This window comes from Pseudomonas sp. B2021 (assembly GCF_018135665.1).
GTDB classification, from domain to species: domain Bacteria; phylum Pseudomonadota; class Gammaproteobacteria; order Pseudomonadales; family Pseudomonadaceae; genus Aquipseudomonas; species Aquipseudomonas lactis.
This window is the reverse complement of the sequence record NZ_SMOF01000001.1, coordinates 3,721,720-3,743,708: the sequence shown is the minus strand read 5'-3', so window position 1 is coordinate 3,743,708 and position 21,989 is coordinate 3,721,720. Positions and strand designations below refer to the sequence as shown.

22 protein-coding genes are annotated in these 21,989 nt (G+C 60.7%); 19 read left to right on the top strand and 3 right to left on the bottom strand.

Annotated features, from left to right (window positions below; translation table 11 throughout):
* The 6 genes from E1K68_RS16535 to E1K68_RS16515 all read left to right on the top strand — a co-directional run.
* Window positions 1–185, top strand: a 185-nt coding sequence (locus E1K68_RS16535; protein WP_212614420.1) for a hypothetical protein, incomplete at its 5' end; no start/stop codon positions are given.
* Window positions 186–260: 75 nt separating this feature from the next.
* Window positions 261–458: a hypothetical protein gene (locus E1K68_RS27875; protein WP_032900739.1), complete on the top strand. Its 198-nt coding sequence runs from the start codon at window positions 261–263 to the stop codon at window positions 456–458.
* A 350-nt stretch (window positions 459–808) separates the two neighbouring features.
* On the top strand, window positions 809–1,126 hold the full coding sequence (locus E1K68_RS16530) for a hypothetical protein (RefSeq protein ID WP_003192026.1): 318 nt from the start codon (window positions 809–811) through the stop codon (window positions 1,124–1,126).
* 152 nt (window positions 1,127–1,278) lie between these two features.
* Window positions 1,279–2,019: a hypothetical protein gene (locus tag E1K68_RS16525; protein WP_003192025.1), complete on the top strand. Its 741-nt coding sequence runs from the start codon at window positions 1,279–1,281 to the stop codon at window positions 2,017–2,019.
* Window positions 2,020–2,152: 133 nt separating this feature from the next.
* Window positions 2,153–2,428, top strand: a complete 276-nt coding sequence (locus tag E1K68_RS16520) for a hypothetical protein (RefSeq protein ID WP_212614419.1) — start codon at window positions 2,153–2,155, stop codon at window positions 2,426–2,428.
* 129 nt (window positions 2,429–2,557) lie between these two features.
* Window positions 2,558–4,675: a TonB-dependent receptor gene (locus E1K68_RS16515; protein ID WP_212614418.1), complete on the top strand. Its 2,118-nt coding sequence runs from the start codon at window positions 2,558–2,560 to the stop codon at window positions 4,673–4,675.
* 1 nt (window position 4,676) lies between these two features.
* On the opposite strand, the gene E1K68_RS16510 is transcribed toward E1K68_RS16515, so the two are convergent.
* The gene (locus tag E1K68_RS16510; RefSeq protein ID WP_212614417.1) at window positions 4,677–6,494 is read right to left on the bottom strand and encodes a sigma-54-dependent Fis family transcriptional regulator; all 1,818 of its coding nucleotides are present in this window, start codon (window positions 6,492–6,494) and stop codon (window positions 4,677–4,679) included.
* A 351-nt stretch (window positions 6,495–6,845) separates the two neighbouring features.
* Here E1K68_RS16510 and E1K68_RS16505 point away from each other — a divergent pair, with 351 nt between their 5' ends.
* The 10 genes from E1K68_RS16505 (at window position 6,846) to E1K68_RS16460 (ending at window position 17,982) form a co-directional block, all read left to right on the top strand.
* Window positions 6,846–7,940 carry an ABC transporter ATP-binding protein gene (locus E1K68_RS16505; protein WP_056783754.1) on the top strand — a complete coding sequence of 365 codons (1,095 nt, stop codon included), beginning with the start codon at window positions 6,846–6,848 and terminating at the stop codon, window positions 7,938–7,940.
* A complete protein-coding gene (locus E1K68_RS16500; protein WP_034134524.1) occupies window positions 7,940–9,037 on the top strand; it encodes an ABC transporter ATP-binding protein in 1,098 nt (365 codons plus the stop codon). Before E1K68_RS16505 ends, E1K68_RS16500 begins: the two co-directional genes overlap by 1 nt.
* Window positions 9,034–9,900, top strand: coding sequence for a sugar ABC transporter permease (locus E1K68_RS16495; protein WP_003192014.1), 867 nt, complete (start codon window positions 9,034–9,036; stop codon window positions 9,898–9,900). The genes E1K68_RS16500 and E1K68_RS16495 overlap by 4 nt, the downstream gene beginning before the upstream one ends.
* Window positions 9,901–9,910: 10 nt before the next feature.
* On the top strand, window positions 9,911–10,711 hold the full coding sequence (locus tag E1K68_RS16490; protein WP_003192012.1) for a carbohydrate ABC transporter permease: 801 nt from the start codon (window positions 9,911–9,913) through the stop codon (window positions 10,709–10,711).
* 11 nt (window positions 10,712–10,722) lie between these two features.
* Window positions 10,723–10,995, top strand: coding sequence for a DUF2160 domain-containing protein (locus E1K68_RS16485; protein WP_003192011.1), 273 nt, complete (start codon window positions 10,723–10,725; stop codon window positions 10,993–10,995).
* A 161-nt stretch (window positions 10,996–11,156) separates the two neighbouring features.
* Window positions 11,157–12,899 (top strand): ABC transporter substrate-binding protein, encoded by a 1,743-nt coding sequence (locus E1K68_RS16480; protein WP_212614416.1) that lies wholly within the window; start codon window positions 11,157–11,159, stop codon window positions 12,897–12,899.
* Window positions 12,900–13,192: 293 nt separating this feature from the next.
* A complete protein-coding gene (locus E1K68_RS16475) occupies window positions 13,193–14,572 on the top strand; it encodes an iron-containing redox enzyme family protein (RefSeq protein WP_212614415.1) in 1,380 nt (459 codons plus the stop codon).
* 11 nt (window positions 14,573–14,583) lie between these two features.
* Window positions 14,584–15,528, top strand: a complete 945-nt coding sequence (locus E1K68_RS16470; protein WP_212614414.1) for a class I SAM-dependent methyltransferase — start codon at window positions 14,584–14,586, stop codon at window positions 15,526–15,528.
* Window positions 15,529–15,534: 6 nt separating this feature from the next.
* Window positions 15,535–16,653: a carboxylate-amine ligase gene (locus tag E1K68_RS16465; protein ID WP_032901093.1), complete on the top strand. Its 1,119-nt coding sequence runs from the start codon at window positions 15,535–15,537 to the stop codon at window positions 16,651–16,653.
* Between the two features lie 84 nt (window positions 16,654–16,737).
* Window positions 16,738–17,982 carry a zinc-dependent alcohol dehydrogenase gene (locus tag E1K68_RS16460; RefSeq protein ID WP_212614413.1) on the top strand — a complete coding sequence of 415 codons (1,245 nt, stop codon included), beginning with the start codon at window positions 16,738–16,740 and terminating at the stop codon, window positions 17,980–17,982.
* Window positions 17,983–18,134: 152 nt separating this feature from the next.
* Here E1K68_RS16460 and E1K68_RS16455 read toward each other — a convergent pair whose 3' ends face one another.
* Both E1K68_RS16455 and E1K68_RS16450 read right to left on the bottom strand, forming a co-directional pair.
* Window positions 18,135–18,566, bottom strand: a complete 432-nt coding sequence (locus E1K68_RS16455; RefSeq protein WP_034134520.1) for a hypothetical protein — start codon at window positions 18,564–18,566, stop codon at window positions 18,135–18,137.
* Window positions 18,567–18,658: 92 nt separating this feature from the next.
* A complete protein-coding gene (locus tag E1K68_RS16450) occupies window positions 18,659–19,447 on the bottom strand; it encodes a helix-turn-helix transcriptional regulator (RefSeq protein ID WP_212614412.1) in 789 nt (262 codons plus the stop codon).
* An 85-nt stretch (window positions 19,448–19,532) separates the two neighbouring features.
* On the opposite strand from E1K68_RS16450, the gene E1K68_RS16445 reads away from it, so the two are divergent.
* The 3 genes from E1K68_RS16445 to E1K68_RS16435 all read left to right on the top strand — a co-directional run.
* The gene (locus E1K68_RS16445; protein WP_034134518.1) at window positions 19,533–20,531 is read left to right on the top strand and encodes a bile acid:sodium symporter family protein; all 999 of its coding nucleotides are present in this window, start codon (window positions 19,533–19,535) and stop codon (window positions 20,529–20,531) included.
* 87 nt (window positions 20,532–20,618) lie between these two features.
* Window positions 20,619–20,981, top strand: a complete 363-nt coding sequence (locus E1K68_RS16440) for a hypothetical protein (protein WP_034134517.1) — start codon at window positions 20,619–20,621, stop codon at window positions 20,979–20,981.
* A 112-nt stretch (window positions 20,982–21,093) separates the two neighbouring features.
* A partial coding sequence (locus E1K68_RS16435) for a sugar transporter (protein WP_212614905.1) occupies window positions 21,094–21,989 on the top strand: 896 nt, incomplete at its 3' end.

Sequence of the window (21,989 nt, the reverse complement as noted above, 5' to 3'; positions counted from 1 at the left end):
GTCTTGAAAACCGGCGGACGTTAATAGCGTCTCCAGGGTTCGAATCCCTGGTTTCCCGCCAAGATTTACACGAAAGCCTCGCGAAAGCGGGGCTTTTGCGTTTCTGGGGTTTGAGTGTGCTGATAATTAAACAAATGCTGTTTGTCGCATTCATACCGTTCAAAGACGAACCACCATTCGTCTAACATCCGGCACTCTCCATCCGTTGCTACCTCTCAATCTTAAGCGCGGATATTCCGAGCGATACACGGAGAGCCAGTATGGAAATCAACGAGAAAGCCCCAGGCAACATTTCCCAGCAAGCGGTTACTCGTAACACTGATAACGAGACGGGGCATGACCCGAGGCGCGATGAGGACGATATCCCGCTACCCCCGGATGACGAGGCCCCGATCGAGGAGGACATGTCGGATGTAGACGCGGCGGATTCCGTAGCAAGTGAGCACCCCGCTACCTGAAGACCTCCCGATCAATGAACCCGGCCCAGCGCCGGGTTTTTATTGCGGTTTTCGGCGCATTTAATTAACCGTAATCCTTAAGTAGTGGCATCGCATAATTGTGAATGGCTTCACGATGCCTCTATGATCAGCACGCACTGTATTGGATCGCTGAGCCTCAACCCTTTGAAGGACATGAGCATGGACAAGCACTTCGGTAATTCAGGCCTTTTCAAAACCACTTCGTATCAAGGCAACGACGCTCACGACGGCTGCAGCACTGCCGACTGGGAGCTGAAAAACAGTGCGCTGAATACGAAGGAGTTTTTGATATGTCCAAAGAATTACTCGGAGTTTTTGCTCTAGGGTTGATGGTGGTCGGTGAGTTTTGTGCAATCTACAGTGAGGTGGTGACCGCCAAGTTGGCCCAGGCCGGCAGTGGTTCCTGGGAGGCCTTTGTACTTCCCGTGGTCTTGATGTGTTTTGCCGGGCTTTGTCTGTTGGGTGCCTATTGGCTGGGGTATGTGGTTGTCGGTGATATCTGGATTGTCACGGTAGTCTCGGTCACTTCGTTATTGCTGCTGGAGCCTGTGGTGGTCTGGGCGCTGTTTCATGAAGCTCCAGGGCGCGGCGCGTTGATCGGGTTCTGCCTGGGTGCCTTGGGGATGCTTGCGACGGTAGTGCTCTAGCACGCCGGGGAATCAAGTGTCGGGTCAGATCAGCGTCTGTAGTCCGATGCTTATCTGGCCCGCACCGCTGCACTTTTTTCCATTTTGCTGATCTACCCCTGTCCCGGCCACCCGACTCCCGTAGGTGGCCAACAGAATCAGACCCGGTGCCGATGGATCGAACGTCAACTGTTTTTACCTCCCGATGGCCGCTGCTGCTTGCTGCGGTTTTCGCGCTCTGCGCAACAGGTTGCAGCCAACAACAGGGCCGCGATATCGCCAGGCAGTTCAGCGATGGCAAGCCTGATGAGTTCTTCCAGACCAGCGTCGACCGCATGGCCACACTCGGCATGCGCGACAACCTGCAAAGCCTCTACTTGCTGATGAGCAAGCTCTACCTGCGCAACCCCAACCAGTGGCGTCAATCGGGCTACCCGGATGCGGTGACCGCCGCCCGGCAAATCCGCCAGGCCATCGAAAATCGCCAACCCTTGCCCGCACTGGGTGACCGGCGTGACCTGGCTGCCCTGAGTTATTCCTTGAGCCCTGACTTTCGCGGCGACCGCGTCGGCGCGTTTATCTACGCGATTGGCAGTATGCTCGTGACCGCCCACGGTGGGCGCACGCAGTTTTATGTGACTGACTCGATCAACCCGCAGTTTGTCAGCAACGCCGCGCGCAATATCGAAAAGGCCACTTGGTTGCTCAGCCAGCGTCAGGATGCCAATGGTGTGTTGCTGTTGTTTTCCAATGAAATATCGGAGGAGGGCAGTAACCTCAGTTTTGCCGTTGAGTTCGGCAAGATCGTCGCGCGTTTGGACCTGCTTACCCAAATCCTCGATGAGCGCTACCGGCGCATTGGCCTCAATTACGCACAAAGCCTGTTGCTGATGAATTTCCTGCCGGTGCAATAAGGCCCATCGCATCGACCAATCGGTGCGGTGTTTCCCTTTCCGCTGTAGGAAGCGGCCTATCTTGCCTCTCGCGGCTTGAAACGCTTGCCTGCGGGCAATAGCCTCGGATTTTTCTTAAACACGAGGCCCTCCCTTGGGTAAACGAAAAACGGTTTGGCCCACGGATCGCGAAATACGCTTGCGGTTTATCCTCTATGCGGTGATTGACGCCGCGACGGCCCAGGGCGTATCTGCCGAGATATTGCTGCCGGCGCATAAGTTATTGCGTGACTCGCCCACGGAAGCCCAGTTGCGCGACACCTTGGGGGAGATTCTCGCCACTGACGAAATGTATGGCTTTCGCTTTGCGCCGGGGTCGGATGCCGATGACCTGATGCGGGCCTTGGCAACGCCTGACGGCCAAACCTGATTCATCCTGTTTTTAAAACGCCGCTGTCCGTCATTAAGGAGTGACCTGAGGGGCGTGCCTGCCTTCCCATCACTGTTCGCGTGGTGGGTTTGGCCTGGCACGTTCCCGGATTCCAAGGACCTGCCCCCAATGCTGCTGCGCCACCCCCCGTTTATTTTTGCCGCCTTGACCCTCAGTTCGCTGGTACAGGCCGAAGGCCTGCAATTGGCGCCGGTCGAAGTCACCACGGCTGAGGCCAGCGCCGCAGAAATCGTCCAGGCACAGCTCAAAAGCGTGCCCGGTGGCACCAATTACATCGATATGAACAACGTGCAGCAGGGACGGGTCAGCACCAACGAGGATGTCTTCAAATACCAGGCCGGTGTGTACGCCAAGGCGGCCAATAACGAAGGGGTGAAGGTGTCCATTCGTGGCTCGGGCCTGAACCGCGCGCCCGGTGCCCATGCCTCCGGCCTGTACGAGATGTTCGACGGCCTGCCGCTTACCGGCCCAGGCGGCACGCCCTATGAGCTCAAGGACCCGCTGTGGCAAAGCCGGGTAGAGGTGCTGCGTGGCGCCAACGGCTTCGACCAGGGTGCATTGGCCTTGGGCGGTGCGGTCAATTACGTCACCCGCACCGGCTTGGACGCACCCAAGCTGCAAGTGCGCTATGAGGTCGGCAGTCGCGGCTATACCCAGCGTGAAGTCAGTTCGGGGCAAGTGCTGGGGGACGCCGACTATTACATCAGCCTCACCGATTCGGAGTCCGACGGTTATCAGCACCAAAGCGCTGGTACCGGCAAGGGCATCGCTGCCAATTTTGGCTATCGCTTTAACCCGGACCTGGAAACGCGCTTCTATTTGCGTTATCGCGAAACCACCAACGATTCTCCCGGCAGGCTCACGCGTGACCAGATCAGCCATGATCCGCGTGCCGCCAACAGCCTCAATGCCGCCCGCGATTCAAAGCGCCTGCAACCGGGCTCCACCTGGATCGCCAACAAGACCACCTTGCGGTTGGACGATAATTCACGGGTCGAGGTCGGGCTGGCTTACCACGATTACCCGATGGACCTGCGCGAAGGCACCAACCGCCTCAAAGTTGCTTACACCGATATCAGCGGCACCCTGAATTACATCCGCCAGGACAGCCTGTTCGGCCATGCCAGCACCACCACCGTCGGCCTGCGTACCACCCAGGCGATGCCGAACAATGGGGCGTCGGAATATGTTCGCATTCCTGCGGGCAATACCGCCATTTATGCCCCTGGCACCAAGACCCGCGACTATAGCTACCTGGGCTCCGATACCGTGCTGCATGTAGGCAACGAGCTGGAACTGGTGGAGGATCTGTGGCTGACCAGCGGCCTTGCCGCGATCTACACGCGCCGCGAAACACAGGTCACTTATCCCGACGGCCAGGCGCCGACAAGTCAGCATGATTGGGATTATGCACCTCGCATTGGCCTGCGTTACGACTTCACTCCGCAGTTGCAGGTCTACGGCAACCTGAGCCGCTCGGTAGAGCCACCGCATGCGTGGTCGATGATCTGGGGTTCCAACAAATACTTCGGGCCGGGCAGTGGGGCGGCCACGGGGTTGCAGCGCGAAGGCGTAAAGCTGCGTAATCAGACCGCCACAACCCTGGAAATCGGCGGGCGCGGTGAAGCCTGGCTCGGCCAATGGGATCTGGCGCTCTATCGCTCGGAGGTTCGCCACGAACTGCTATCCGTGGAGACCCAGGCGCAGACCGCCATCAGCAACGCCATCATCGCCGAATCCAACGCCAGCCCCACCGTGCACCAGGGTGTGGAACTGAGCCTGCTCAGCCCGCTGTGGGACGGCGGGCGCAGCGGTAAGCTCGATCTGCGCCAGGCCTACACTTTCAGCGACTTCCATTACCGCGACGACGACCGTTTCGGCGACAACACCTTGCCCGGCATTCCCAAGCACTATTACCAGGCGCAACTGCGCTACAGCCACCCGACGGGTTTCTACACCAGCCTCAACACCGAGCATGCCTCACGGGTGGCGGTGGACTACGCCAATTCCTACTACGCGGCGGCCTACACCACCTTTGGCGCCACCTTCGGCTACGACGCGCCCAAGCAGGACTGGCAAGCCTGGGTCGACCTGCGCAACCTCACCAACCGCCGCTACGCCAACACCGTCACGCCGGGCTACGACGACAAAGGCATGGACGCTGCACGCTCCACCCCCGCTGATGGGCGTGGTATCTACACCGGCGTTTCCTGGAGTTGGCGTTAAATCAGCCTTCGTGCTGGCGCAGGCGCTTGTACAGGGTGTTGCGGCTCACCCCCAGCTCCCGCGCCAGGTGGGAAATATTCCCGCCCACGGCTTCCAGGCGCTGGCTCAGGTCAAGGCGTTCATCCAGGTGCTCAGGTTTGGACGGCGGTACCGTTGCCTGCAAATCCACAAAAAAATCATCGGGCAGGTGCTCTGCGCGGATCGGCTGCTCTTCGGCCATTGCCAACGCCACCTGCAACACGCTGCTCACCTGGCGTAAATTCCCTGGCCATGGGTGTTGCTCGAACAACTCCAGCACCTCGGCGCTCAGCCCGGCCCATTGCGTCGGCTCGCGGTGTTGCTGCCACAGTTGCTGGAACAGCGCCTGCTTGTCGGTACGTTCGCGCAATGGCGGCAATTCCAGGGTCAGGCCGCCGATGCGGTAGTACAAGTCCTCGCGAAAGCGTCCGGCCTGCACCAGCTCGCGCAGTGCGCGGTTGGTCGCCGAGATGATGCGCAAGTCCACCGAGAACACCTCGCTGCTGCCCACCGGCTGCACACAGCGTTCTTGCAGCACCCGTAACAGACGGGCTTGGGTGGGCAGCGGCATATCGCCGATCTCGTCGAGAAACAACGTGCCCTTGTCCGCCTTTCGGATCAGGCCGATGCTGCCTTTTTGGTTAGCGCCGGTGAAGGCGCCTTTTTCGTAGCCGAACAGTTCCGATTCCACCAGCTCTGCGGGAATCGCCGCACAGTTCACCGCGATCAACGCCTGTCGGCTGCGGGAACTTGCCTGGTGCAGGGCTTTGACGAACACCTCTTTGCCTACGCCGGTCTCGCCGTGAATCAGCAACGGAATGTCTTTTTCCAGCAGGCGCTCGGCCTGGCGCACGGCTTTTTCCACGCGCACATCGCCAAAATGCAGGGTTTGGAGGTTGATCGACGTCGGTGCGGGCGGCGGCGGTTGGCTGAACACCCGGGCCTGCACCGGCATCTGCTTGGGGCGCTTCAACAGGCACTGGAAGCGGTTACGCCCAGCCGCCTGCAACGCAAACGGCAACCCTTCGGGCTGGTTGAGCAACTCCAGCAGCGACACCTTGAACAGGCTGTCGATCATCACCCGCGACAGGCTGATGCCCAGCAGGTTATCCGCACGCCGATTGGCCGACAGCACCTGGCCGCTTTCATCAAAGATCAGCAGGCCGGCCCATTGGCTGTCGAGGTTGCTCAGGCCGGTGTTGAAGGTCAGTTGGAAATGTTCGCCGCGAAACAGGTTGAGGATCAGCCGGTTTTCCACGGTCTGGCTCATCATCTTGACCATGCCCAGGGTGTGGGAGGGCGGCAGGTAGCTGTCGCTGGACACGTCCAGCACGGCGATGATTTCGCGCTGGGCGTCGAAAATCGGCGCTGCGGAGCCGGTCATGAAGCGGTTGGCCTTGAGGAAGTGTTCATCGTGTTCAATATGCACGGCCTGGGCGCAGGCCAGCGCTGTGCCGATGGCGTTGGTGCCGCTGGCGCGTTCCATCCAACTGGCGCCGGGGCTGAAGCCTCGGGCCAGCGTGGGCTCGATAAACCGCTGGGTGCCCCAAGAGGTCAGCACCTGGCCCTGATTGTCGGCCAGCATGATCAGGCAGTTGGAATTACTGAGGATGTTCTCGTAGTAGGGCAACACTTCCTGGTGGGTGGTCTGTACCAGGGAATGCTGGCTTTCCAGGAGATGGCGAATGCCCTCGGCGGGCAGTTGGTCAAAGCTGGGGGTGCTCTGGTGGTCCAGGCCGTAGGCGCGGCAACGGCGCCAGGATTCCTGAATAAGGGTGTCGTGGGTCAAGGGTTCGGCCATCGTGCGACCTTCTTTATTATTGTTGTCGGGTCTTGCGCCATCTAACGTCAGACATCGAACAATGTGGGAGCGGGGTTGCCCGCGATGGCAATGGGTCAGGCACAGCATCTACAAACTGATGCACCGCCATCGCGGGCAACCCCGCTCCCACATTTGATCTTCGTCGCGCATAAAGTGTTGTTCACAACTGTTCATTGTCAACCCCGGCAGTGTTCAGTTGTTCAGCCGGATTGTTCACTCCTGAACATCATGGTTCACCCATTTCCTTACACATCAAGCGCTTGCGGTTTTGGCACGAAACTCGCTCTGACAACGGACCAGATTCATTCCAATAATAAAAAAGGTCGTGTCATGTCATTGACCCTGGAACATGTCTCCCGCGTTGTCGACGGCCAAACCTGGATCGACGACGCCAACCTGCGGTTCGAAGCCGGTTCTTTCAACGTCCTGCTCGGTCGCACCCTGTCGGGCAAGACCAGCCTGATGCGCCTGATGGCCGGCCTGGACAAACCCGACAGCGGCCGCATCCTGATGAACGGCGTGGATGTCACGCAAAAGCCGGTGCGCCTGCGCAATGTGTCGATGGTTTACCAGCAGTTCATCAACTACCCGACCATGACCGTGTTCGAGAACATCGCCTCGCCGTTGCGCCAGGCCGGTGTGTCCCAGGAGGTGATCCAGAGCAAGGTGTTGGAAACCGCCAAGATGCTGCGCATCGAGAAATTTTTGCAGCGCCACCCCCTGGAGCTGTCCGGTGGCCAGCAGCAACGCACCGCCATGGCCCGCGCCCTGGTGAAAGACGCCGAACTGATTCTGTTCGATGAGCCGCTGGTCAACCTGGACTACAAACTGCGCGAAGAGCTGCGCCAGGAAATGCGCGAACTGTTCAAGGCGCGCCACACCATCGCGATATATGCCACCACCGAGCCCAACGAAGCCCTGGCCTTGGGTGGCACCACCACCATTCTTCACGAGGGGCGGGTGATTCAGAGCGGCAAGGCCGCCGAGGTCTACCACCAGCCGCAAACCGTGCTCGCCGCTGAGCTGTTCTCCGAGCCGCCGATCAACCTGATGCCAGGGCGCATCAGCGGTAACGAAGTGAGCTTCGCCAATTTCGTGCATTTCCCACTCAATGTTGACCTGCGGCCCATCGGCGAAGGCGATTTCCGCTTCGGCGTGCGCCCCAGTCATATCAGCCTGGTGCCCAGCAACGATGATGACCTGGAGCTGGCGGTGACCGTGGAAGTCGCCGAGATCAGCGGCTCGGAAACCTTCCTGCATGTGCGCAGTGAGCACTTCCTGTTGGTGCTGCACCTGCCGGGGGTGCATGAATACGACGTGGACGCGCCGATCCGCGTGTATATTCCCACCCATAAACTGTTTGTGTTCGATGGTCAGGGCCGCTTGGTCCAGGCCCCCGGGCGCCGTGTCGCGAGGGTTGCCTGATGGCCGAGATCCATTTGCGCAACCTGGCCCATAGCTACAACCCTACGCCTACAGGGCCAGAAGACTACGCCATCCGGGAAATGAACCATGTGTGGGAGCAGGGCGGTGCCTACGCCTTGCTCGGGCCGTCAGGCTGCGGCAAGTCCACGCTGCTCAATATCATTTCCGGCCTGCTCAGCCCGTCCGAAGGCCAGGTACTGTTCGATACCCAAGTGGTCAACGACTTGACCCCGGAAAAGCGCAATATCGCCCAGGTGTTCCAGTTCCCGGTGGTGTACGACACCATGACGGTGTTCGACAACCTGGCGTTCCCGCTGCGCAACCAGGGCATGGCCGAAGCGAAAATTCACAGCAAGGTGCAGGAGATCGCCGAAGTCCTCGACTTGCAAAACCTGCTGAGCAAAAAAGCCCGTAACCTCACCGCCGACGAAAAACAGAAAGTCTCCATGGGCCGTGGCCTGGTGCGCGATGACGTGTCGGCCATTCTGTTCGATGAACCGCTGACGGTGATCGATCCGCACCTGAAGTGGAAACTGCGGCGCAAGCTCAAGCAGATTCACGAGCAGTTCAATATCACCATGGTCTACGTCACCCACGATCAACTGGAAGCCTCCACGTTCGCCGACAAGATCGCGGTGATGTACGGCGGGCAGATCGTGCAGTTCGGTACGCCGCGTGAATTGTTCGAGCGGCCCAGCCACACCTTTGTCGGTTATTTCATCGGTAGCCCTGGGATGAATCTGATCGAGGTGCAGGCCAAGTCTGGCGGTGTAGGGTTTGCCAATACCCTGTTGCCGCTGTCCGAAGCGTTGCAGCAGCGTCTCAACACCACCGACTACAAAAAGCTCCAGGTTGGTATCCGTCCGGAATTTATCCACGTGTGGGACGAGTACAACCCTGACGCCCTGCAAGCCGACGTCGTCCATGTGGAGGACCTCGGCACCTACAAGATCATGACCCTCAACCTCGATGGCGCCACCCTCAAGGTGCGGCTGGCCGAGGACAAGCCGGTGCCGGAAGGCAAGGCTTGCATCAGCTTCCCCGCGCAATGGCTGATGCTCTACGCCGACGATTACCTGCTGGAGGTGGCACCATGAACAAGGTGCAGAATAACAAGGCCTGGTGGCTGGTGTTGCCGGTGTTCCTGCTGGTGGCGTTCAGTGCGGTGATCCCGATGATGACCGTGGTCAACTATTCGGTGCAGGACATTTTCGACCAGTCCAGCCGCTATTTTGTCGGGGCCGACTGGTACAAGCAGGTGCTGCTCGACCCGCGCCTGCACGATTCGCTGCTGCGCCAGTTCATCTACTCGGCCTGCGTGCTATTGATTGAGATCCCGTTGGGCATCGCCATCGCGCTGACCATGCCCACCAAGGGCCGCTGGTCCTCGCTGGTGCTGATCATCCTCGCCATTCCGTTGCTGATCCCGTGGAACGTGGTCGGCACCATCTGGCAGATTTTTGGCCGTGCCGACATCGGCCTGCTGGGCTCGACCCTCAACGCCCTGGGCATCAGCTACAACTACGCTGCCAACACCATGGACGCCTGGGTCACCGTGCTGGTGATGGATGTGTGGCATTGGACCTCGCTGGTAGCACTGCTGTGCTACTCAGGCTTAAGGGCCATTCCGGACGTGTACTACCAGGCCGCGCGGATTGATCGTGCATCGGCCTGGGCGGTGTTCCGACATATCCAGTTGCCGAAGATGAAAAGCGTGCTGCTGATCGCGGTGATGCTGCGTTTCATGGACAGCTTCATGATCTACACCGAACCCTTCGTGCTGACTGGCGGTGGACCGGGTAACGCCACCACCTTCCTGAGTCAGACGCTTACCCAGATGGCCGTCGGCCAATTCGACCTGGGCCCGGCGGCGGCGTTTTCCCTGGTGTATTTCCTGATCATCCTGTTGGTGTCCTGGCTGTTCTACACCGCCATGACCCATTCCGACGCCAACCGCTGAGGCCGCCAACATGAGCAAGCGCAAGCTTATTCCACTACTCGTTTACATCCTGTTCCTGCTGGTGCCGATCTACTGGCTGCTGAACATGTCCTTCAAGAGCAACACCGAAATCCTCGGCGGCCTGACCCTGTTTCCGCAGGATTTCACCCTGGCCAACTACAAGGTGATCTTCACCGACCCAAGCTGGTACACCGGCTACCTCAACTCGCTGTACTACGTGAGCCTGAATACGGTGATTTCGCTCAGCGTGGCGCTACCGGCAGCCTATGCGTTCTCGCGCTACCGCTTCCTGGGTGACAAGCACCTGTTCTTCTGGCTGCTCACCAACCGTATGGCGCCGCCGGCGGTGTTCCTGCTGCCGTTCTTCCAGCTTTATTCATCCATTGGCCTGTTCGACACGCACATCGCCGTGGCCCTGGCCCATTGCCTGTTCAACGTGCCGTTGGCGGTATGGATCCTGGAAGGCTTCATGTCCGGTGTACCGAAGGAAATCGACGAAACCGCTTACATCGACGGCTATAGTTTTCCCAAGTTCTTCGTGAAGATTTTTATCCCGCTGATTGGCTCCGGTATCGGCGTCACGGCGTTTTTCTGTTTCATGTTTTCCTGGGTCGAACTGCTGCTGGCGCGCACGCTCACCTCGGTCAACGCCAAGCCCATCGCAGCGGTGATGACCCGCACGGTGTCGGCCTCCGGCATTGATTGGGGCGTGCTGGCAGCGGCGGGGGTGTTGACCATCCTGCCGGGCATGCTGGTGATCTGGTTTGTTCGCAACCATGTGGCCAAGGGCTTTGCCCTGGGCCGGGTCTAGAGGAGTCGATGATGGAATGGATGGCCTGGACCACCCCCACAGCGCTGTTCTTTGGCGGTATTGCCCTGATTCTGGCGGGCATGACCACTTGGGAATTGCGTTCGCCGAGTATCCCGCGGCGCGGTTTGCTGCCGATCAGCACCACCCGTGGCGATCGCTTGTTTATCGGTCTGCTCGGCAGCGCCTACCTGCATTTGCTGGTCATTGGCGTTACCGACTGGAGCATCTGGGTGGCGTCCGCGCTCTCCCTGTTATGGCTGTTGAGTGTGATGCGTTGGGGCTAGGTCTACACGACCCTGTAGGAGCGAGCTTGCTCGCGAAAATCGTCAACGATAACGCAGTGTTCCTGGTAGCCCGCGGTGTCTTTGAGTTCTTCGCGAGCAAGCTCGCTCCTACAAGGGAGGTGGTTGCCGATAGCCCTTTTGAAACTAACCTGGAGGTCTCTATGTTGAATAAAAACAATAAGCTGCGACATAGCATTTCATTGGCCGCCGTACTGGCCCTCAGTGGTTTGAGCGCTTCGGCCTGGGCCGATGCGTATGAAGATGCCGCAAAAAAATGGATCGGCAGCGAGTTCAAACCCTCGACCCTTACCGAAGCTCAACAGTTGGAGGAGTTGAAGTGGTTTATCAAGGCGTCGGAGCCGTTCCGTGGGATGAAGATCAACGTGGTGTCGGAAACCCTCACCACCCACGAGTACGAATCCAAGGTGCTGGCCAAGGCCTTCAGTGAAATCACCGGCATCAAGCTGACCCACGACCTGCTGCAGGAAGGCGACGTGGTGGAGAAGCTGCAAACCCAGATGCAATCCGACAAGAACATCTATGACGGCTGGGTCAACGATTCCGACTTGATCGGTACGCACTTTCGCTACGGCAAGACCGAATCCATCACCGACCTGATGGCCAACGAAGGCAAGGATTTCACCTCGCCCACCCTGGACCTCAAGGACTTTATCGGGCTGTCTTTCACCACCGCGCCGGACGGCAAGATCTACCAGTTGCCCGACCAGCAGTTCGCCAACCTCTACTGGTTTCGCGCCGACTGGTTCGAGCGCCCGGAGCTGAAGGCCAAGTTCAAGGAAAAATACGGCTACGACCTGGGCGTACCGGTGAACTGGTCGGCTTATGAAGACATCGCCAAGTTCTTCAGCGAAGACGTCAAGGAAATCGACGGCAAGCGCATTTATGGGCACATGGATTACGGCAAGAAAGACCCGTCCCTGGGCTGGCGCTTCACCGATGCCTGGTTCTCCATGGCCGGCGGCGGCGACAAGGGCTTGCCCAACGGCCTGCCGGTGGACGAGTGGGGCATTCGTGTGGAGGACTGCCACCCGGTGGGCTCCAGCGTCACCCGTGGCGGCGACACCAACGGCCCGGCAGCCGTATTCGCCACGCAGAAATACGTGGACTGGATGAAAGCCTACGCGCCACCGGAAGCGGCGGGCATGACCTTCTCTGAATCCGGCCCGGTGCCGTCCCAGGGCAACATCGCCCAGCAGATCTTCTGGTACACCGCGTTTACCGCCGACATGGTCAAGCCGGGCCTGCCAGTGGTGAATGCCGACGGTACGCCGAAATGGCGCATGGCGCCGTCGCCGGTCGGGCCGTATTGGGAAAAGGGCATGAAGAAGGGCTATCAGGACGTAGGCTCCTGGACCTTCCTCAAGTCCACGCCCGAGAAGCAGAAGCTCGCGGCCTGGCTCTACGCGCAGTTCGTGACCTCAAAAACCGTATCGCTGAAAAAGACCATCGTTGGCCTGACGCCGATTCGTGAGTCGGATATCAACTCCCAGGCCATGACCGACATGGCGCCCAAACTCGGTGGGCTGGTGGAGTTCTACCGTAGCCCGGCGCGCACCGAGTGGTCGCCGACGGGCACCAACGTGCCGGACTACCCGCGCCTGGCGCAACTGTGGTGGAGCAACATCGCCGCCGCAGCCAGCGGCGAGAAAACCCCGCAACAGGCGCTGGACAACCTGGCCAAGGAGCAGGACGCGATCATGACGCGCCTGGAACGCTCCAAGGTGCAACCGGTGTGCGGCCCGAAAATGAACCCCGAGCGTGACGCGCAATACTGGTTCGACCAGCCGGGCGCACCGAAGCCGAAAATGGCCAACGAGAAGCCCAAGGGCGAAACCGTGAACTACAACGACCTGCTCAAGCAGTGGGAGGCGGCGCGTAAGTAACAGCGCCATCTCAACCCCTGTAGGAGCGAGCTTGCTCGCGAAAAACGTCAACGATAACGCGTGCTTTCTGAATAAACGCGGCGTCTGCGGCTTCTTCGCGAGCAAGCTCGCTCCTACAGGCATTTTGGTTTTGTGAGCCCTTACAAACGACCGCTTATCCCTCCCAACCCAACCTCATTTGAATTTTCCGCACGCCCCGAGGCTCTGCATTTTAGAAGCGCGTGATGTTGAGCGCTCTTGCGGGGCCACCTTGTGGGAGGCCCGTTGTAACGGACTTTGCGGAAACTGCCATCATGACACTCCTTACAGCGCTGTCTGGCCAGCCGGCCTCTCTCACCCATTCGGCCCAGGGCCGCCATCAACAGGTGTACCAACAGCTGCATGGCGAAACCCAAGACGCCACCGAACTGGCGCGTGAATACCTGCACGATCAATTGGCCCTGGTAGAAGCCACCGACTGCGACTTGCCAGAGGCGCCCGAACAGCTGCTGGCCTGGGTCGAGCAGCGCTGCGCCGAGGTGGCCCAGGCCTATGCCGACTACCTTGAGCAGCGCCGGCAAGGCGGGCCACGGCGGTATTTCCAGAACAAGGCCCATGCGTTGTATTTCCTGCAGTGCGTGGCGCCCACCAAACAGGTCGACGGCGCCTGGCTCTACGGCTTGCTGCGCTATTGGCAAGACCAGCGCTTCGACGGCCTGCTCACCACTTACCTGGAAGAGTTGGGCGACGGTGAAGCCGCGCAGAACCATGTGGTGATCTACCGCAAGTTGCTCAGCGAACACGATGCCGACAGCGAAGCCGGCCTTGAGGATGATCATTACCTGCAAGGCGCCCTGCAACTGGCGCTTGGCGTGTGCGCCGACGAGTTCCTGCCGGAGGTCATTGGCTTCAACCTGGGTTACGAGCAACTGCCGCTGCACCTGTTGATCACCGCCTATGAACTCAGTGAGTTGGGTATCGACCCTTATTACTTCACGCTGCATGTCACCATCGACAACGCCAGCAGTGGCCACGCCTGCAAGGCCGCACAATCGGTGCTGAACCTGTTGCCGCTGGGCGAGGGCAGGGCAGACTTCTATCGCCGGGTGGCCGCAGGCTACCGCCTGAATGATCTGGGCGCGGGTACCACGTCTGTGATCAAACAATTCAACCTGCAGGACCAGGTGGTGGCGATGCTCGAACGCAAGCGCGCCTTCGGCCAGCATATGCATTCGGACTACTGCCGCTTCGAAGGCCAGACCGTCAACCAATGGCTGGCCAAGCCTGGGCAGATCGGCGCGTTCCTCAAGGCCCTGGAAGACAAAGGCTGGATCAAGCACAACCAGGACCCTGCCAACAGCCGCTTCTGGCAACTCATCGAGGGCGCTGGCGCCGCGATGTTCGGGGTGTTCAGCGGTTATGAAAAACAGCTGATCCATGATTGGATCGCCGGTGAATGGATTGCCAGCGAACGCGTGCCGCCCGTGCGGCCGGGACGCGGCAGCCGGTTTGCCCGCGAGCAGCATCGACCAGCGGACCCGGATACCCAGGCCCTGGCGGAGTCGTTGTGCAACCTGCCCGATGTGCAACAGCTCAATGCGCTGATCCCATGGCTGTCGGCACGCCGTCACTGCACGCCTGCCGGGCTGTATGCCACTCGCCGCTTTATCCAACTGCGTGCGCGCTTGCGCTAAGGAATGTGCCTATGTCTGCGCAACAACTGGCTGACCGTGCCTTGTTGAATTTGGGCCGGGGGTTGAAGGAGGGCGGTTATCGCTTTATCACACCGACGCCCTTGACCCACGAGCGTGTTTACCGGCGGCTGGCGACGCCTCTGGCAATGACGCTGCGCGATGTGTTCGGGTGGTCGATGCCGTTCGATCAAGGCCTGTTGCCCGAGGCCCTGCGTGAAGAGTTGCAACAGGCGGATGTGATCGAAAAACACGGCGCGCTATGGCGCAGCGCGGTGCGTTGGTCGAGCCTCGATGAGCTGTTGTTCGCCCATTCACCTTATCCCACCGACCAGGCGGACGCGGTGTTTTTCGGCCCCGACAGCTACCGCTTTGCCCAGGTAATCGAAGCCTACCTGCAACAGCGTTTCGAGCCGCTCAAGCGCGCCGTGGACATCGGCTGTGGCGCCGGTGTCGGCGCGCTGGTGATTGCTAAAGCCAGGCATGACGCCCAGGTGCTAGCAGTGGACATCAACCCCCGCGCGCTGCGCATGACGGCGGTGAATGCCGAGCTGGCCGGGCTGAATAACGTCAGCGTTTACCACAGTGACGTGTTAGCCAGTGTGGAGGGCGAGTTCGACCTGATCGTCGCCAACCCGCCGTACATGAAAGATGACCGTCAGCGCGCCTATCGCCATGGCGGTGGCGCCCTGGGGGAGCAGTTGTCGCTGCGCATCGTCAGTGAATCCATCGGGCGCCTGGCCCTGGGCGGTAGCCTGCTGCTGTATACCGGGGTGGCGATGGTGGCCGGCAGCGATCCCTTCCTGGAGGCGGTCAAGCCGCTGCTGGGCAGCGACGCCTACGGCTGGACCTACCGCGAACTGGACCCGGACGTCTTCGGTGAAGAACTGGAAAAGCCGGGCTATGAGCAGGTGGAGCGCATTGCCGTGATCGCACTGACTGTCACCCGACTGCGCTGAATGTCGATGCTCACCTTTGGCATTGAAGAGGAATACTTCATTACCGACCTGCACAGCCGCCAGATGGTGTGCGAGCCCTCGGCAGCGGTGCTGGCGGCCTGCCGCGAAGCGATTGGCGCAGGCTTCTCCTATGAGATGTTCCAAGGGCAGATCGAGGCGGCCTCACCGGTGTTCACCTCCAGCGCCGAAGCGGCGGATTACTTGCGGGCAGTACGCGGCAACCTGGCGCAATCCCTGGCTGAGTTCGGCCTCGGTGTGGTGTGCGCCGGCAGCCACCCTCTGGCCGATTGGCGTGGGCAGCGGCCGACCGATCAGGCGCATTTCCGGCAACTGTTCGACGATATTCAGTATGTAGCGCGGCGCAGTGTGTTGTGCGGGCTGCATGTGCATGTGCAGGTGCCGCAAACGCTGGACCGCATCGCGGTGATGAACCAGGTGTCGCCGTGGTTGCCGTTGTTGCTGCTGCTCAGTTGCTCGTCCCCCTTCTGGGACGGCGCGCCCAGCGGCTTCATGAGCTACCGCCAGGCCGCGTGCGACGAGTGGCCCCGCATGGGCGTGCCGGAACACTTCAGCGATTGGGCCGAGTACCAGCGCTACCTGGTCATGTTGCAGCGCATCGGCGCGATCAAGGCCGATGGCAATGGCTGGTGGGGCATCCGCCCCGCGGCGCGTTACCCCACCCTGGAACTGCGCATGACCGACGCCTGCCCACGGCTGGCGGACGCCTTGGCCCTCGCCACGCTGTTTCGGGTAATGGTTACCCATGCCTGCGCGATGCAGCGCCCTGGAGCCAGGTTCAGTGCCGAGGCGCGCTGGCTGCTCAAGGAAAATCGCTGGCAGGCCAAGCGTTATGGGGCCGCTGGTACCTTTGCGTTGGACGACACCGGCACCCTGGGCAGCGCTGAGCAATGGCTGCAATACGCCCGACAGACCTTTGCCGCCACCGCAGAGGCCATGGGCGAGCCGCTGTTGTTCAATACCTTGGATGCCTTGCTGCAACGCGGCAACAGCGCGACTGAGCAGTTGCGCTGGCACGCCCAGGCCCAGGCCACCGGTGCCGATGCGCTTGCCAGCTTGCGCCAGGTAGTCGACCTGCTGTTGGCCCAGACTCGCGGCGACCATTGATCGGGTCTTGATCGAGGTTGATGGAACACTGAGGGGGTTGCTCCGCCCTTAATCAGTAACCCCTCAACGGCAGGAGCGCAGAGCATGCGAGCGATGACTTACCAGGGCGCACACAAGGTGCAGGTGGATACCGTGCCCGATCCGATCATTGAACAACCCGACGACATCATTCTGCGGGTCACCGCCACCGCGATCTGTGGCTCGGACCTGCACCTGTACCGGGGCAAGATCCCGACCGTGGAGCACGGCGATATCTTCGGCCATGAGTTCATGGGCATCGTCGAAGATACCGGCCCGGCCGTCACCGCGGTGCAACGCGGCGACCGTGTGGTGATTCCGTTCGTGATTGCCTGTGGCGATTGCTTTTTCTGCCAGCTCCAGCAATTCGCCGCCTGCGAAACCACCAACGATGGGCGCGGTGCGATCCTGAATAAAAAAGCCATCCCACCGGGGGCCGCGCTGTTTGGCTACAGCCGCCTGTACGGCGGTATTCCCGGCGGTCAGGCGGAATGGGTGCGGGTGCCCAAGGCCAATACCGGGCCGTTCAAGGTGCCCGGCACCCTGGCGGATGAGAAGGTGCTGTTCCTCTCCGATATTCTGCCCACCGCTTGGCAGGCGGTGACCAACGCTGGCATCGGCAAAGGCTCCAGCGTGGCCATCTATGGCGCCGGGCCCGTGGGTCTTCTCAGTGCGGCATGCGCGCAGATGCTGGGCGCCGAACAGATCTTCATGGTCGACGACCATCCGTATCGTTTGGCCTACGCGCAGAAAACATACGGCGTGATTCCGATCAATTTCGAAGAAGACGATGACCCGGCTGACACCATCATCCGCCAAACTGCCGGCATGCGCGGCGTCGATGGCGTGGTGGACGCGGTGGGTTTCGAGGCCAAGGGCAGCACTACAGAAACCCTGCTCACCGCCCTCAAGATCGAAGGTAGCAGCGGCAAGGCCCTGCGCCAGTGCATCGCCGCCGTGCGTCGCGGTGGCGTGGTCAGTGTCGCCGGGGTGTATGCCGGGTTTATCCATGGCTTCATGTTCGGCGATGCCTTCGACAAGGGCCTGACCTTCAAGATGGGCCAGACCCATGTGCAGCGGTTCTTACCCGAGTTGTTGGAGCATATCGAGCTGGGGCATCTGCACCCGGAGGCGATCATCACTCACCGGCTGCCCCTGGAGCAGGCGGCGCGGGGCTATGAGCTGTTTGATAAAGCCGAGGAGGAGTGCCGCAAGGTGATCCTCCTGCCGGGTGGGAGCGACCGGCCGCTGACCGAACCGCTGGACGAACTGAACCCTGAGTTGCGCGTACAAGGCGTTCCCGGTTTCTAAATTAATACCCGGAAAAATGTGGGAGCTGGCTTGCCTGCGATGGCGGTGCGACAGTCACTGCATCTGTGACTGCACTACCGCTTTCGCAGGCAAGCCAGCTCCCACATGGATCTTCTTTGCTTCGACAGTGGTGTTTCCCACATTAGCCGGTGTCAGGCTGCGGCTTGCGGCTGGATGCGCAGTTCGCCGTCGACATCCTTGACCAGCCCACTGGCGACAAACAGCGGCGCCAGGCGTTTGTGCAGCTGCGGCTCGACGAATTCCTTCACCGTATCCAGCGCCAACACACCACTGAGCGGCAGCTCGGCCTTGGTGTACGACAACCAGGCCTTTTTCAACGCCATTAATACATCACTGCCCGCCGTCGAAGCGAAGCGGCGGTGCACGGGCTTACCCTCGAAGGTAAAGGTATGTTGGAACTCATAACCGCTTTCATCGCCACCGTTGGCCGTGCAGCGCACACAGGTGCAAGGGCCGTCGCCGAAGGCGCTGCGCAGGTAGGCGTTGAAGTCCACCACGGGCTTGAGTGACAGGCGCTTATCAACCTCGAACAGGTCCCCGGTCATTTTTTCGTCAGTGTTCAACGTCCATTTCCTCGCAGTCGGTTGCTGTGTTTCAAAGCGCGGCACAATACCAGCCGAGCGTGGGTTTGGGGATTATTTGCGTCGTGGGAGGGTCAGCGGAAGAATTCACCGGGGGTGGAATCAAACTGCTGACGAAACGCGTTGATAAAGGCTGAGGTCGACTCATAGCCACACCCCAATGCCACATCCGTCACCCGCTCGCCTTGTTCCAGGGCGGGCAGGGCGCTTAACAGGCGCAGGCGCTGGCGCCACGCGCGAAATGTCAGCCCGGTGTCACTCAGGAACACCCGACTCAGGGTCTTTTCACTCACCTCCAGCTTGCGGCTCCAATCGCCCAACGTGGTTTGCTGCTCGGGATGCAGGTTGAGGCTGCGGTAGATCTGCCGCAGCCGTGGGTCGTGAGGCAGCGGCAACATCAAATCCACCTGGGGCGCGGCAGCGAGTTGGTCGAGCAGTACTTGAGCCAGGCGTCCGTCCGGTCCGTCCTCGGTATATTCGACCGGCAATTGGCTGAAGTTGCGGATCAACTCGCGCAACAAACTGCTCACCTCCAGCACTTGGCAACGCTCGGCGGCCCAGGCGGTGACGCTGCAGTCGAGGTACAAGCTGCGCATTTCCGTATGGGGCGAACTGAACACCCGATGGGGCATGCCGGCCGGGATCCACACCGCGCGCTGGGGTGGTGCGACGAAACGGCCGACGCTGGTCTGGATCTCCAGTACCCCGGAAATCGCGTAGGACAACTGCACCCACGGATGACTGTGCCGTCGCGTCAGCGCTCGATTGGGCAAGGATTCAGTGCGCCCGTACACCGGCCTAGGCAGGCTGGAAAGCCCAGGTACGCTGCGGCGAACGGCTTTTTCATGTCCTTTAGGCGGCATTTACTGGCTCATTGGCGTTAGTCGGTAACAGGTGGTTACGTTAGAGTCGTCGCGACGCTCTTGGCAACCCCTGGAAGAATTGCTTATGACCCGGCCCCGGTTTCTGCCCGACAACTTCACCCTCACCCTCATCGCCACCGTGATCCTCGCCTCACTGCTGCCCGCCAGCGGCCAGACTGCCGTGGCGTTCGGCTGGGTCACCAACCTGGCCATCGCGCTGCTGTTTTTCCTGCATGGCGCCAAGCTGTCGCGCAAGGCCATCGTCGCCGGTGCCGGCCACTGGCGCCTGCATCTGCTGGTGTTCAGCCTGACCTTCGTGCTGTTCCCGCTGCTGGGCCTGGCGCTCAAGCCGCTGCTGTCGCCGTTGATCGGCAACGAGCTGTACATGGGCATGCTCTACCTCTGCGCCTTGCCGGCCACCGTGCAATCGGCAATTGCCTTTACCTCCCTGGCCCGCGGCAACATCCCGGCGGCCATCTGCAGCGCGGCGGCGTCCAGCCTGTTCGGCATCTTCCTGACGCCGCTGCTGGTAGCGCTGCTGCTCAACGTGCATGGGGATGGCGGCTCCACAGTGGATGCGATTGTCAAAATCAGCGTGCAGTTGTTGCTGCCGTTCATTGCCGGGCAAGTCGCCAGCCGCTGGATTGGGGGCTGGGTCGGGCGTAACAAAGCCTGGCTCAAATTCGTCGATCAAGGTTCGATTCTGCTGGTGGTCTACGGGGCTTTCAGCGAGGCGGTCAACGAAGGTATCTGGCACCAGATCCCGCTGTGGGAATTGGGCGGGTTGGTGGTGGCCTGCTGCGTGTTGCTGGCCCTGGTGCTGGTGGCGTCTACGCTGCTGGGCAAGGCGTTTGGCTTTAACCAGGAGGACCGCATCACCATCTTGTTCTGTGGTTCGAAGAAAAGCCTGGCGACCGGCGTGCCGATGGCACAGGTGCTGTTTGCCGGGGCAAGCATGGGCGTGTTGATCCTACCGTTGATGCTGTTTCACCAGATCCAGTTGATGGTCTGCGCGGCGTTGGCCCAACGCTATGCCCAGCGGCCGGAGAGCATTCCTGAGTTGATGGGGCAGGTGGATCCGTGACGCACCTCTCATTGGCGGGTAAATAAGCTCAAGTTAACCGGCGTGCCGACGACTTACTTCTTAACTAACCCAAGAAGGAGTGTCGGCATGAACGTTCATCGTGTAGCGGTACTGACTGGCCTCCTGGGCCTGTGGGCAAGTACCTGCGGCGCCGCACAAACCGTGGGGCAGGGCACCATCAGGTTCAGCGGCGCGATTGTCGAGTCAGGGTGTGCGACAAATGCGCGCAGCGGTTCGGTGATGGAACTGCGTGGCTGTGCCCAATCCAGTCGTGGCAGCCGCATCGAGGTGCGCAGCGTCGCGCCAGTTGCCAGCGTCGACGCACCCCATGTGCGGCTGGTGGCGGACAGCGGCGAGGGGCGCTATTACGATCAGCGTTATGTGCTGGTAGACAGCGCTGGCAAGCTGATTCAGTCGGGCAACTACGTGATTACCATGACCTCGCCATAAGCCTTGGGGCGACGATCCGCAGCAACAGCGGTGCGAGAAACCTATAGAATGCTCGGCGGCGGCGCTTGTCCTGGGTGGCCGCTTGATCATCGTCAGAGTACCGCGCCCGTCAATGAGCCTTTCAGCCGCAACCCCCCAAGCCAACTGGCAACCGGTCATCGCCCTCGCGCTGGCTGCGTTTGTGTTCAATACCACCGAATTCGTCCCCGTCGGGCTGCTCAGCGCCATTGGCGCCAGCTTTGACATGCCCGTGGCCAGCGTCGGCCTGATGCTCACCATTTATGCGTGGATCGTGTCGCTGACCTCGCTGCCGGTGATGCTGCTGACCCGCAACGTCGAACGGCGCAAATTGCTGATCGTGCTGTTCGGCCTGTTTATCGCCAGCCATATTCTTTCCAGCGTGGCTACCAGCTTCGGCTTGCTGATGGTCAGTCGGGTCGGCATCGCCCTGGCCCACGCGTTGTTCTGGTCGATCACGGCTTCCCTGGCCGTACGTCTGGCGCCGGAAGGCAAGCAAGTGCAGGCCCTTGGCTTGTTGGCCACCGGTACGTCCCTGGCGATGGTGCTGGGCATTCCCTTGGGCCGCCTGTTGGGCGAGGCCATGGGTTGGCGTACCACCTTCCTGGTGATCGCCGCCTTCGCTGCCGCGCTGGTGTTCTGGCTGGCGCGCACCTTGCCGCTGCTGCCCAGCCAGAACTCCGGCTCCCTGCGCAGCCTGCCGCTATTGTTCAAGCGTCCGGCGCTGGTGGCGCTGTACGTGCTGACGGCGATGACCGTCACCGCCCAATTCACCGCCTACAGCTACATCGAACCTTTCGTCGAAGGCGTCGCCGGCCTGGGCGGCAGTGCCGTGACCCTGATCCTGCTGGTGTTCGGTGGTGCTGGCATCATCGGCTCGTTGTTGTTCAGCCTGGTGCATCGCCTCAACCCCCACCTGTTCGTGATCGGCGCAGTGTCTATCCTCGCCGCGTGCCTGGCGCTGATGCTGCCGTTGAGCGGCGCCGAGTC